The organism is Mesorhizobium jarvisii (assembly GCF_003601985.1).
GTDB lineage: Bacteria > Pseudomonadota > Alphaproteobacteria > Rhizobiales > Rhizobiaceae > Mesorhizobium > Mesorhizobium jarvisii.
Genome location: NZ_QZXA01000005.1, coordinates 410,723 through 423,256, shown reverse-complemented (window position 1 = coordinate 423,256; position 12,534 = coordinate 410,723). Strand labels below are relative to the sequence as shown.

Sequence of the window (12,534 nt, the reverse complement as noted above, 5' to 3'; positions counted from 1 at the left end):
TCTTTGCGCATGGGAGTTCTTCCCTAGCCGGGACGCCTGCGTTACGTTGGTTCCGGGTTCGGGCAAAGGGGATTTCAGGCGGCGGCAAGGCGGCTGAGGCGACGCGAATGAAAAATGCGGGCGAAGCTCGGGAAAGCGGCGTTTCCCGAGGCGTCGATCGGGTAGCCCGATATGTCCTGGACATCATTCCAGAAAGTGCCGGTCCCAGAAGAGCCACCGCACGTGGCAGCGTCATCCATTCCGTCCGCGGTCCCGGGTCGCAGACGTTCCTGGCCAAGGAACATTCCACGGGCATCGTGCTGAAGCCCGGACGCAAATTCAGAGCCTCGCTCGGCAGCGACAAGATCACGGAATACGATGCGCCGGTCGGATGCCTTGTCATCAATCCCGCTGGAGTCGACAGCAGCCTCACCTTGTCGCAGACCAGGGAAAACGCCGTCGTTTCCATCTCTCCCGAAGCACTGTCGGAGTTGGCTGCGCACGAATTCGATCGTTCCGATGTGGAACTTGAACCGCCTGCGTTCGGCAAGGTCGACCTGAAGGCGCTCAATATTCCCCAGATGATCACCATTCCCCAGATGATCACCGCCGAGCTGACCGGCAAGCTGCCGCCGAACGATCTCTATCTGGACTCGCTGCTCACCGTGTTCGGCGTCCATCTGCTGCGCACCTACACCGGCCGCAGCCGGCCGGCGGCGTCGGCCAAAGGCGGGCTCTCCCCCGCTGGTGCTCGGCGCGTGCGCGAGTACCTCGACGAGAATTTCGTGCGAAAGGTCATGGTCGCCGAACTGGCGTCGGTCGCCGGGGTTTCCTCCAATCATTTCATAGCAAGGTTCGCCAGCACGTTCGGCATACCGCCGCATCGCTACCTGATCAACCTGCGCCTGGACTTCGCCGAAAAGTTACTCGTTGACGGCGAGCTAGCAATCGTCGAAATCGCCTACCTCGCCGGGTTTTCGGATCAGAGTCATCTGGCCGCAACCATGAAGAAATACAGGGGCAGAACACCGACCATGACCGGATATGCGCCGGGCAGAAACTGAAAGCCTGGGATGGCAAAGTGGCAACACCTGCCGTCCGATAATCCAAGACCGGAATTTCCTACAAGGCTTCCGGAGTTTTCCAAAATACGTCCGTCACCACTATGCCCCAGGCATTACCGGAGTCATTCGAAATAGCATGGAGCCTGTGCATTATTCGCCATCTGGCCGGACTGATCGAATGAACCGGAGCGACAATGCAGCAACAGCTCGATCAATCACGAATTGTTTTTGGGGGGAACGGGGAGGGCGGTCTCGGGTTGAAGTGCATCTGCGAAATATCAAGGGACCGAAAGATGCGGTCTGAAGATGGCCCTCCGGGATCGGCGTCCGGACCCGGTCCCGCGCGACTGCCGGCGCTGAACGTGAAAGGCGGCCTTTCCGCCCACAGCGCGCGCAAGGTGCAGGAATTCCTGGATCAGAATTTTACGCGCAAGATAGCGCTTGCAGAGATGGCGGCGGTTTGCGGGCTTTCATCCTATCATTTCGTGCGGGCTTTCTCCCGGACGTTCCGGGTGCCGCCGCATCAATATGTGCTTGATCTGCGGCTGGACTTCGCCGAGCGGCTGCTTGCCGAAAGCGGCATGACGATCGCCGATATCGCGCATTTGAGCGGCTTTTCGAGCCAGAGCCATTTTACTACCGTAATGAAGAAATACCGGCGATTGACGCCATCGCAGGCCCGCTTCGGCAAGCTTAATTCGAAGCTTAGGTGATATATTGATCGCTTGATTGTTTTACTTTGCCTTATTAAAGCACGAACTAAAGTAACTATCCGTTAACTCCCGCGAAGTTGCCGCAGTTTTTCTGACAAAACAGCAATTTCCTGAAATACGGCAAACCAGAATCGTGGCTTTCTGCGAGTGCTGGAATTTGTCAGACATTTCCTGGCGGCTGGCGAACGGAGAGGACCATGACCGACAATCAGATTTCGAGTGGCTCGTTTGTTCAGCATCGCGCGGCGCATTTCGCCAGGCATTGGATTGCCGGGGCTGATCCCCGCTCTCGCTCGGTTCGCCGCCGGCTGATGGCGGTCCTGCGCATGGCGCATAGCGTGCTCGGCATGCGCCGCAAGCGCCTGGGCCTGGGAGCGCTGGGCGCCGGTGGGGCGCTCGGGGCTGTGGTGGGGATCATGATCCCGCAGGCGGCGCTCGCGCAAGTTGTCATTGGCAACGGGGTTCTGACAAACGCCGCGAACTGCACGAACCCCTCCGCAGGGGTGCAAAGCATAGCGATCGGTTGTGGCAACACCGCCCCCGGCGCCGCCTCAACCGCCGTTGGCAATAACGCCCACGTGAATGGCAATAACGGCGTGGCGTTGGGCACCGGTATCACCGCTACAGGCGATGCTTCGATCGCCATTGGCTATGCGATGGGTGCCAATGGCCTCAACGCCATAGGCATAGGTGTCTTCGCGAACGCGACCGGCGTCAATGCTCTTGCCGTAGGCGGGAACGCCCGCGCACTCGTGGATGGAGCATCAGCCTTTGGCGTCAACAGCACCGCAAATGGGGCGAACGCCGTCGCCCTCGGCTCAACGGCCAGCGCTTCGGGTGGCGCCTCGGTGGCGATTGGATTGTCCTCCAACGCCTCATCGGCAAACGGTTCAGCCATAGCCATGGGCGTCGGCGCCAAGGCAAACGCTGGAGCGGGCGGCGGTTCTCCCGTTTCCATCGGCACGAATGCCAATGCAAGCGGCACCGCTCCTGCCGGCTTCACGTTCGAGGCCGTCGCGCTCGGCACAGCTTCAACCGCAACGGGGGCATGGTCGGCCGCGGTAGGCTCGAGCGCATCCGCGACCGGGACCGGGTCCAGCGCGTTCGGAACCTCCGCCACAGCGTCGGCGAACCAGTCCACGGCAATCGGTAACGGGGCGGCCGCCTCCGGTGTCGGGACCACGGCGATGGGTTACCTGGCCAAAGCCGCCGGGACGAATGCCGTTTCGGTTGGCAACCAGGCCAGCGCCGGAGGGTTGAACTCGCAAGCTCTCGGCAACGTCGCCAATGCTTCGGGCAACTTCGCGCTGGCGCTCGGCAATTCGGCCGTGTCGAGCGGAGTAGGCTCCGTCGCGGCGGGCTCAGGAGCCCAGGCCACGGGCGTGTCCGCCACCGCACTCGGCAACAACGCCGCGGCGACCGCTGCGAACGCAAGTGCGCTGGGATTGGGCGCCACTGCGGGCGGTGTAGACGGCACGGCGATCGGCAAGCAGGCCAATGCGAGCGCGCAAGACGCCATCGCCATGGGCACCACCTCAATTGCGAGTGGCACCGCCAGCACAGCGGTTGGCAACGTCGCCGTCGCCAGCGGCGCGAACGCCTCCTCGTTCGGGTCCGGCGCGAATGCCACAGGAGACAATTCCCTCGCTGCCGGCGTCAGCGCCAACGCCGGCGGACTCGACAGCACCGCTCTCGGCATCGGAACCGTAGCCAGCGCCGACAATTCCACTGCCGTCGGACGTGAAGCCCGCGCCACCGGACTCAACAGTACCGCACTCGGCCGCGGCGCCCAAAGCAGCGCCGTGAACTCCATCTCTCTCGGCGCTGGGACGAGGGCGACCGGGATAGGCGCCGTCTATGTCGGCTCAAGCACTTTTGCAACGAGCGCCAGTGGAGACAACGCCATCGGCATCGGCACGGACGTGACGGCGTCTGAGGACGACGCCATTGCAATGGGGCGCGACAGCCAGGCGACGGCAACCAACGCCATCGCTGTCGGTCTACAGTCCGCCGCGCTCTCCGCCGACTCCGTCGCCATCGGCACGGGCGCGACTACCGATGGCGGCAAGGCCGTGGCCATCGGCGCCGGCAACACAGCCTTTGGCGACGGCGCAGTCGCAATCGGCGATCCGAGTTATGCCAGCGGTACCGGCGCCTTTACCGGCGGCGCCAACAACATCGCCAACAGCGATGGCACGGCGAGCGCCACCGCGGCCAATATGGCGGCGGGCGCTGTCGCCATCGGCAACAACAACAAGGCGATCGGGCAGGGCTCCGTTGCCCTGGGCAATGGCTCGACTGCTGGTGCTGCCGGCCTTGCGGGCAATGTCGCGCTGGGCAATGGCGCGACGGCGGCTGCGAGCTCCGGCGATGTGGCGCTTGGCTCTGGCTCGGTGACCGTCGCAGCGGTGGGCACGCCCAATGCCGTGATCAACGGCACGACCTATGCCTTCCAGGGTATCAATCCGACCTCGACGGTCAGCATCGGCGCGCCGGGTGCGGAGCGCACGCTCACCAATCTGGCGGCGGGGCGGATCAGCGGGTCCTCGACCGATGCGGTCAACGGCTCGCAGCTCTTCGCCACCAACCAGGCGGTCGATGCCATCGGCACCACGCTCAACAACATCAATGTCGGCGGCGGCATCAAGTATTTCCACGCCAATTCGGCCCTGCCGGATTCCCAGGCCCTTGGAACGAATTCCGTCGCTGTCGGACCCAACGCCGTGGCCAACAATGCTGGTGACGTCGCCATCGGCCTGAATTCGACGTCGGGAGCAACGACCAATGTCGGCGGAGCCACGATCGGCGGCGTGAACTACGCCTTCGCCGGCGGCACGCCGGCGGGCGCCTTCTCGGTCGGGTCGGCCGGCGCCGAGCGTCAGATCCAGAACGTCGCGGCCGGACAGTTGAATGGCGGCTCGACCGACGCGGTCAACGGCTCGCAGCTCTTCGCCACAAACCAGCAGGTGACCGCCAACACCACAGCCATCGCCAATATCGGCAGTGGTGTCACCAATCTTGGCAACACGATCAACAACATCGCCGGCGACACCTCGACCGCCTATACCGACGCCAATGGCATAGGCATCCGCTACGCCCGCACCAACGAGGCCGGGCTGGCGCAAACCGATTCCTTCGCGCAAGGGGTAGGCTCCACTGCCGTCGGCTACCAGGCGACCGCGACCGGCGTCAGCGGGCTGGCGCTCGGCCGCGACACACTGGCCAGCATTGACGGCAGCGTGGCGCTTGGTTCGGGTTCCGTGTCCGACCGGGCCGTGGCGCCCGCAACCGGCCAGATCGCGGCCGGTCCTTCCAACTTCATCCAGTACAACACCACCGACAAGACGCTGCTCGGCGCCGTGTCGGTCGGCACCGCCACGTCCTACCGCCAGATCACCAATGTGGCTGACGGCACGCAGGCGCAGGATGCCGTCACCGTGCGCCAGCTGCAGGGTGTGATCGCCTCTGTCTCGGCGACGTCGACCAAGTATTTCCACGCCAATTCGGCGGCCGGCGACTCGCTCGCGGTGGGTGCAGAGTCGGTCGCTGTCGGCCCGACGACGGTCGTCAACGGCGACAATGGCGTCGGCATCGGCAACGGCGCCATTGTCGACCAGACCGCTCCGGGCGGCACGGCCATCGGCCAGAACGCCCATGTCATGCTGGCCGACGGACTGGCCCTCGGCACCAATTCGCTGGCGTCCGGCATCCAGTCGGCGGCGCTTGGCGCCGGCGCCCAAAGCACCTTCATCAACAGCGTCGCGCTGGGCTCGCAGTCCATCACCACGGTCGGCGCCCAGGCCGGCTACACGGCCTTTGCACTCACCGCCCCACAGACCTCGTTCGGCGAAGTGTCGATCGGCGCCGCGGGAGCCGAACGCAAGCTCACCAATGTCGCGGCGGGCTCGGCCAATACCGATGCGGTCAACGTCTCCCAGCTTAAGGGCGTGTCGCAAAACGTCGCCAATCTGTTCGGCGGCAGCACCACGGTCAATCCCGACGGGTCTATCACCGGACCGACCTATACCATCCAGGGCAACACTTACTCGACCGTCTATGACGGGTTCACGGCCGTCAACAACGCGCTGACCAACATCAGCAATGGCGGCGGCATCAAGTATTTCCACGCCAATTCGACGCTGGCCGACTCCACCGCCAGCGGCACAGACAGCGTGGCGATAGGGCCGGCCAGCGTGGCCAGCGGCACCAACAGCCTTGCCGCCGGCAATGGCTCGACGGCCACGGGCCAAGGCGCGGTGGCGCTCGGCCAGGGCGCCAAAGCCAACAACGCCAATGACGTGGCGTTGGGTTCGGGCTCGGTGACGCAGACCGCGGTCGGCACCTCCAGCACCGTCATCAACGGCAAGACCTACGCCTTCGCTGGCACCACCCCGATCGGGACCGTCAGCGTCGGCGACGCAGGCGCCGAGCGCACGATCACCAATGTCGCCGCCGGACGGGTCAACGCCGGCAGCACCGACGCGATAAACGGCTCGCAGCTCTACGCCACCAACACGGCGGTCGAGGATTTGAAATCGGGCCTTGGATCGCTCACCCAGAATGCCGTCACCTATGACACCAATCCGGACGGCAGCAAGAAGAACAGCATCACGCTGCAGGGTGGCGACGTCAACGCGCCGGTGGTCATCTCCAATGTCGGCCCGGGTGTTGCCGGCACCGATGCGGTCAACGTCACCCAGATGAACAACCGTGTCGATTACGCCATCAACACGTCCAACAGCTACACAGACAAGGTGGCCGCCATGACCTTGCAGCAGGCCAACAACTATACCGACCAGAAGCTCAGCCAGCTCAACAGCGACTTGGGCGGCATACGCGACGAAGCCCGCCAGGCGGCGGCGATCGGCCTTGCGGCTGCCTCGCTGCGCTACGACGACCGTCCCGGCAAGCTGAGCGTCGCGGCCGGCGGCGGCTTCTGGCGGGATTCGAGCGCCTTGGCCTTCGGTGCGGGCTACACGAGCGAGGACGGCCGCATCCGCGGCAACGTGTCGGGCACGGCCGCTGGCGGTCATGTCGGCGTCGGCGCCGGCATCAGCTTCACCTTGAACTGAGGCAGGAATGAAAGGACTTGTCGTACTGACTTGCCTGGCGCTCTGCGGCGGCCTCGCGCCGGCCGCGGGGCAGGTTGCGTCGCCCTACAGGATCAAGCCTTCGGATGTGGTGCTGCCGCCCGACGTGAAACTGGGAACCTATCAGCGCACGATCCGTCCCTTCGAAAACTGGACGCTGATCTGCGACGAGAACCTCAAGGCGCGCAAGAAGGTCTGCAATGTCTCGCAGGTGATCGAGGACTCCTCGGGCAACATGGCCTTCAGCTGGTCGCTGGCCGCTACGCAGGACGGCAAGCCCTACATGATCGTCCGCACCGCGCCGAACGCCAGGAGCGACGGCCTGGTGTCGCTGAAGTTCGACGGGCGGGACCAGGCGATCGACGTCCACCTGAACGGCTGCAATGAAGTGGTCTGCGTCGGCATGCTGCCGGTCGGCCCCGTCATGCGCCAGCAGATCTCGCAGAACGCCACGCCGGCGATTTCCTATCCGACCGTCGACGGCAAGACGATCACCGTGACCGCAGCAACACTCAAGGGGCTGACGGCAGCCCTTTCGCCACTCAAATGACCGGGGCAGCACAATGAGCCAGCAGGACCAGTTCATGTCCGCAAAACGCAGCAGCCCGGCCGTCGAGGCGGATCGGCAGCGGATCGTCGAACCCAGGCGGCGGCGATGGCCGCGCGTCGTCGGATTTTCATTGTTGGGGCTCGTCGTGGCGGGCCTTGGCTTCGCCGCCGGGAACTATGCCGCGATCGCCAATCTGGTCGGCAGCGCGACGGCCGCACAGCCCGAGACGGCCAACCCGGCGCTTCCGGACACGCCCTTTCTCGAGCATGTCAAGCAGGCCGGGGTCCAGGCCTGTTCGACCATCTATCCGGTGCTCGGGCAGATCTTGACGACAGGCACGAAATACAGGGTCAAATCGTTGTGGAACGACCAGGCCGCCGACAAGCATGCGGTCCAGGCCTTCGTCGGCATGGACTATGCGACGGAACGCTATAGCGGGCCTGCCGCCGGCGTCGTTTTCGCATCGCCCACCGCTTCGGGTTGCGAAGGGACGATGGTGCGGGTGGCGCCGTTCGCCAGCCCGTGCGCCGACATCCCGTCCATTCTTCCGCAAGGCAGCAAGATCACCGACCATCTCGGGCAGGTCGAGGTGTACGAGCTCGGCGGCAATGCCGGTGAGGCCCTTCTCTTGCCGACGGGCAAAAGCTGCGTGGTGATTTCCGTCGCCTCAGCGGCGAAGTAGGCGAAGCGACCAGGATCAAGGAAAGGGGTGCCGACCATGAGATTGCGGGCTTTGGCAGTTTTGGGCTTGACCTTGTTGTGGAGCGGACACGTCGTCTCGGCCGACCTGGTGGCGCCTTCGGAGCCGCAGCAGGAGGAAAAAGGCATCTGGGCGGCCATCGCCTATTCGCAGTCCGACAGCAAATACGGCTTCTTCTGGGGGGCGGACAAGCGGCAGGAGGCGAAGGACATCGCGCAGAAACATTGCGAGAACGCCGGCGGCAAGGCGTGCAACGTCGTCTCCATCTTCCGCAACCATCGCCATTGGACTGACGACGACGAAACCGGCTTTCCCTACAAGCACTGCGGCGCGCTGGCCATGGCCGACAAGGTCGAGAACCGTTTCACGCCCTGGGGCGTGAACTCGGCAGAGACCCGCCGGGAGGCCGAAGACCTCGCCTTGCAGGCCTGCGAGGCGTCAGGGGCCAAATGCAAGATCCGTGAATGGGTCTGCACATGAAGCGTGGCCTCAAGGCCGCCTGCGCATACGGGGCAATCGCATTCTCGTTGATGCCGCCAGCGTCGGCTGAACAGCAGACTGCGACTGCTCCAAATGGGCCGTCATCGCTGCGCGAAGTCTATCAGGACTGGAGCGTGGCTTGCTCTGTCCAGGAGAATGCGAGGGTCTGTACGGTTTCGCAGGACCAGGTCCAGCAGAACGGCCAAAGGCTGCTTGCCATGGAGATACAAAGGCGCGCGGACGGGTCGACGATGGCCACCCTGCTTCTGCCCTTCGGCATCTTGCTCGATCCGGGGGTGACGCCCCAGATGGACGATCAGCCGCCATTGTCCCCGCAGCGCTTCAGGACCTGCTTGCCGACAGGCTGCATCGCGGTGTTTTCCATCGACCGATCCGTGCTCGGAAAGCTGAGGGTAGGCGAGGTTCTGAAGCTCAATGTCACGACAGATGCAGAGACGCCTTTGACTTTCCCGGTGTCGCTGCACGGCCTGACCGCGGCGCTCGACCGCATGGTCGCGTTGAGCGCACGGTAGGGACAAGGGCGGCGGCCTGTGATGCCAACTGGCCTTCGCCGGGTTCCGTGGAACGTTGGCGTGCCGAGGCCGTCCCCGGTGCCACACGGGCGTCCGCATGGCAGCAGGTCGGAATCTCCGTCGCGGCGAGAGCCTTTGAGCACACTCCGATGCATCAGGATCTTCGAGGATCCTCGGGTGCTTGGACTCAAAGGCCGCAGGCCGTGATCGTCGGCAACGGCCCAGCGCCTGGGGTTGCTAGGGGGACTGGCAGCGGAAGGCCGCTGGGCCTGACCGACAGGGGCCTTGAGGACGGGCGGCGCCGGCTGGCGGGAAATATGCACTCCTATTGATATCCGCGAAACATGCGAATGAAGGAAGTCAAAGCCGGCCGAAGGCCGTGCGACATGTCACCGGCAAGGAAGTCGAGTTTATCGGATGAAGCGCCCCGCGGCCGGTACAGCCTCCTACTGCTGGGTAGCCCAACAGGCTTAGTTGCAAATTTGCTAATATACGGACAAACTCATTGGAGCGGGGAGGAACCCGAAAACTCACCGCAATGGCCGGTGCGGCGTCCGTCGCGCCCCAAAGCCCACCCGCACCGGCCATTCCCCACGGTTAGCCTACAGCCGATCGAAATCAGCGAGCCCGAGACGTCGTCGCTGACCCTCTGCATATGCCAGGGCAAACGACTCCAGTTCGAATGCTCGGGTTAGTTCCTCGTCGCCATCGACCACACGGACGAACCACTCCCCGCAGGCTTCGATCACTTCAACGCAAGGATTGACCTCGCCGTCACGCGCCACGCTATCCATCGCAAGCTCCTTAGAAAGCAATGGTGAACGTCGATTTTATAACGGTCGTCCGAATCCGTTTTCAATATCAAATGTGTATCGGGACATTCGTTGTCTCTAGGAATTTATCCGCGCGGCAGGACGGTGCCCTCCATCCTCAGCCGAAGATCAGGCCCCCCGATCGGCACGCACGCCTCTGTCTGAGAGCGCGGGCTTTAAACCGCCTCTTCAGCGACATCAGGAGGCGTTGGCTCCGGACGCGACTTGAAATCATCCACCCGGATGCAGTTGAGGGGATCCAGGTAGCTGATTCTTATTTGAAGAATTTGGTAGCGGGAGAGCGCTACCGCCTTTCCCCCCGCTCGGAAACCCCGCGATATTTTCTACAATGTCGGGCGTGATGCGCCTCTGTCTAGGTGGCGCAAAAGACCGGTCAACGGGAACGACGTTGGCTTGGTCTATACCGCCGATACCAGCCCGACCGGCTACACTACCAGGATCTAATAGAGAAAAAGCCCGGTGCGGGGGGCGCGACCGGGTTCTTCCTTTTAGACGACAACGGCCGCGCCTAGTGATTTTGGCGCCAACGGTCCCAATGCTAAATTAGAAAGTCTGAATAAACCGTTGCAGGTCAAATCTGCCGGCGCCGCAACCCTGTCCCAAGACAGGTGGGCAAGTGACGGTCTTGCCGGGACAGCCTGTTCGGTGTGTGCCTGGCGGGCAGCATTTGCCGTCCGAGGCTACCCGTTCGCTGCAATCAAAGATTTTACCTGTACCCTCACAGCGAGGGCATCGAAACCGTCTGAAGTCCGTCACAGACTACCAGCCCCGGCTAACACACTTACGGTGCCAGCAACGGCGAAAGAGATAAGTTAGTCGCACCTAACGTGCCTACTTCCGCGCCTGACCCTCCGCTTGACGGAACATTAGTCATTCCTAAAGGTTGATCCGAGCGATAGGGTGGGTGCCCGCGTCCCCTTGCCGAAGATCGGTCTCCGATCGGCCCGCGCATCCCCGAGTGGCGCGGGCTTTCGACTGCCCAAGGGGAAAAGATGCCCGACCCCAGCCTGCCACAACCTACATGGCCCGGTACTTGTAATTTAACTAAATTAGTTACAACTTATATACCTGTTCTCGGGATTGGCCAGGCGATGTATTTTCCGCAGTTTCTGGTGGGAATGCTGACGTCGTCTGGCGTCGTCGGGGCTTGGGTCTATGTGGCCACAGGATCTGTCTGGAAGGCTGTTGCCTGGTCCATTATCGCTGCGGTTTTGTTGCAGGTCGGGTACTTCGCGCTTGTGTTCAGGCTGGTCTATGGGCGGCGGCGAGACATGAAGCAAGAGCACATAGACGAGGCTACTCCGGTTCGCCCTTCCGCAGCCTCACCCTGGCGCCGCCGCCATTCTCGGGGATGAACTCGACGCCGGCCGCTTCGGATGGCGTCCAGGTTGCCCCTGGAACGCGTTGCCCCTTTTCGAATGAAAGGACGTCGGGATATCTTCGCGGCCTCAGCAAGGGCCGCTTGGTCTAGTTCAACTAGCCCGCTCTGCGTCGATGCCCTGCCCACTATCGAGTGCGGAAACCCCACGGTGTGGGATCGAGACGCTGACACGATCTTCGGTCACGCGCTTCCGCACGATCGCTGTGATCGCAACCTCGTCGCCGGCCTTGATGCCCTTCGCCATGCCACGATTCGCGAAGAGATCCTGCGGAACTGCTGGCTACCCTTGTCGAGTGCATTAAGACATGAACTCCCAAGTTTCTGAAATGAACGACGCTTCTCTCGAAAGACTTTTGGATTCGCTACTTCCCTATTGCCAAGCGGTAGCCATCGCCCTTCGCCTGTGTACAGGTTTGTGATGGTGCCGAGATGCCGCGCAGAGTCGGATAAGACTATTGCGGGGCCGCCAAACAGACGCACTGGGGTCGCGACCGCCCGCGGACAAGGCTGCTATACGTCATGTTTCTTGCACGACAGCGGCTAACACAGTGAAGGAAGTACCACTGTTTATCGTGGGCTGATCATCTAACCGGCTGTCTCAAGAAATCGATCAGCGAAGTCAGCGAGTGCGTTCCAGTCAGTGAATTCGTGATCGCGCTCCGGGCTTGGATCGCCGCTCTTCATAACGACGAATTTGACGAACTGCTCCTGAAAGTAATCGTATTTGTTGAAGCGCAAAGCACCCCCGAGAAGGAGGGTCATGGATGGTTGCCACTCTGTCACGGAGACGAATTGATCCACGTATTTTTGAGCTTGCGTCTTTTGGTCTCCCAGCGCCGCCGAAAGACTGACGGATATGAAGGCCGAAGGCTTGTTGCTCAGCGCGTCGTGATGCGCAAATACGAAGTTCGTGACGGTTTCCTGGTGGTGCTCTTGGTGGACCGACGCAGCGATGATGAACGCGTCGAAGTGTCCGAGCTTCAAATCGGATGCGGGCGCTGCGCTGTCACGCAACTCCACCTGGTGCCCGCGCTCGCGAATACGCGTTGCCGTCCGTGCAGCAATTTTCCCCGTCTGACCTTCGGTCGTTCCATAGACAATCAGGATGTTCACGATATTCCTCCGACAACAGCGCCCATGTCTTGTTTACCGAGAGGACCCGGGGCGCGAGCCAGGGAATAGGCTCTGCTAACCGCTGGCGAGCGCGGCGT

General features: G+C 62.7%; 10 protein-coding genes. 7 read left to right on the top strand and 3 right to left on the bottom strand.

From position 1 onward, the window contains the following. Positions 1–107: 107 nt before the first annotated feature. From D3242_RS15710 to D3242_RS15680, 7 genes are all read left to right on the top strand, one after another. A complete protein-coding gene (locus D3242_RS15710; protein WP_064980686.1) occupies positions 108–1,043 on the top strand; it encodes a helix-turn-helix domain-containing protein in 936 nt (311 codons plus the stop codon). Between the two features lie 194 nt (positions 1,044–1,237). Continuing rightward, positions 1,238–1,756, top strand: a complete 519-nt coding sequence (locus tag D3242_RS15705) for a helix-turn-helix domain-containing protein (protein ID WP_064980684.1) — start codon at positions 1,238–1,240, stop codon at positions 1,754–1,756. A 197-nt stretch (positions 1,757–1,953) separates the two neighbouring features. Next, complete coding sequence (locus D3242_RS15700) at positions 1,954–6,828, top strand: beta strand repeat-containing protein (RefSeq protein ID WP_064980682.1); 4,875 nt, start codon at positions 1,954–1,956, stop codon at positions 6,826–6,828. Positions 6,829–6,835: 7 nt separating this feature from the next. Continuing rightward, entirely contained in the window at positions 6,836–7,396 is a 561-nt protein-coding gene (locus D3242_RS15695; protein ID WP_019860888.1) for an invasion associated locus B family protein, read from the top strand. A 13-nt stretch (positions 7,397–7,409) separates the two neighbouring features. Beyond that, the gene (locus D3242_RS15690; RefSeq protein WP_064980681.1) at positions 7,410–8,078 is read left to right on the top strand and encodes a hypothetical protein; all 669 of its coding nucleotides are present in this window, start codon (positions 7,410–7,412) and stop codon (positions 8,076–8,078) included. 36 nt (positions 8,079–8,114) lie between these two features. Then, the gene (locus D3242_RS15685) at positions 8,115–8,576 is read left to right on the top strand and encodes a DUF4189 domain-containing protein (RefSeq protein WP_064980679.1); all 462 of its coding nucleotides are present in this window, start codon (positions 8,115–8,117) and stop codon (positions 8,574–8,576) included. After that, positions 8,561–9,109 (top strand): invasion associated locus B family protein, encoded by a 549-nt coding sequence (locus D3242_RS15680; protein WP_064980677.1) that lies wholly within the window; start codon positions 8,561–8,563, stop codon positions 9,107–9,109. Before D3242_RS15685 ends, D3242_RS15680 begins: the two co-directional genes overlap by 16 nt. A 602-nt stretch (positions 9,110–9,711) precedes the next feature. On the opposite strand, the gene D3242_RS15675 is transcribed toward D3242_RS15680, so the two are convergent. The 3 genes from D3242_RS15675 to D3242_RS15660 form a co-directional block, all read right to left on the bottom strand. Next, a complete protein-coding gene (locus tag D3242_RS15675) occupies positions 9,712–9,903 on the bottom strand; it encodes a hypothetical protein (RefSeq protein ID WP_064981656.1) in 192 nt (63 codons plus the stop codon). Positions 9,904–11,414: 1,511 nt separating this feature from the next. Next, entirely contained in the window at positions 11,415–11,567 is a 153-nt protein-coding gene (locus tag D3242_RS33540; RefSeq protein ID WP_167470426.1) for a hypothetical protein, read from the bottom strand. 341 nt (positions 11,568–11,908) lie between these two features. Continuing rightward, positions 11,909–12,436: a flavodoxin domain-containing protein gene (locus D3242_RS15660; protein ID WP_081295873.1), complete on the bottom strand. Its 528-nt coding sequence runs from the start codon at positions 12,434–12,436 to the stop codon at positions 11,909–11,911. Positions 12,437–12,534 lie beyond the last annotated feature (98 nt).

Bases quoted from the DNA above. Each gene is read 5' to 3' on its own strand.
- D3242_RS15710 (WP_064980686.1), top strand. From the start codon at position 108: ATGAAAAATGCGGGCGAAGCTCGGGAAAGCGGCGTTTCCCGAGGCGTC.
- D3242_RS15705 (WP_064980684.1), top strand. From the start codon at position 1,238: ATGCAGCAACAGCTCGATCAATCACGAATTGTTTTTGGGGGGAACGGG.
- D3242_RS15700 (WP_064980682.1), top strand. From the start codon at position 1,954: ATGACCGACAATCAGATTTCGAGTGGCTCGTTTGTTCAGCATCGCGCG.
- D3242_RS15695 (WP_019860888.1), top strand. From the start codon at position 6,836: ATGAAAGGACTTGTCGTACTGACTTGCCTGGCGCTCTGCGGCGGCCTC.
- D3242_RS15690 (WP_064980681.1), top strand. From the start codon at position 7,410: ATGAGCCAGCAGGACCAGTTCATGTCCGCAAAACGCAGCAGCCCGGCC.
- D3242_RS15685 (WP_064980679.1), top strand. From the start codon at position 8,115: ATGAGATTGCGGGCTTTGGCAGTTTTGGGCTTGACCTTGTTGTGGAGC.
- D3242_RS15680 (WP_064980677.1), top strand. From the start codon at position 8,561: ATGGGTCTGCACATGAAGCGTGGCCTCAAGGCCGCCTGCGCATACGGG.
- D3242_RS15675 (WP_064981656.1), bottom strand. From the start codon at position 9,903: ATGGATAGCGTGGCGCGTGACGGCGAGGTCAATCCTTGCGTTGAAGTG.
- D3242_RS33540 (WP_167470426.1), bottom strand. From the start codon at position 11,567: ATGGCGAAGGGCATCAAGGCCGGCGACGAGGTTGCGATCACAGCGATC.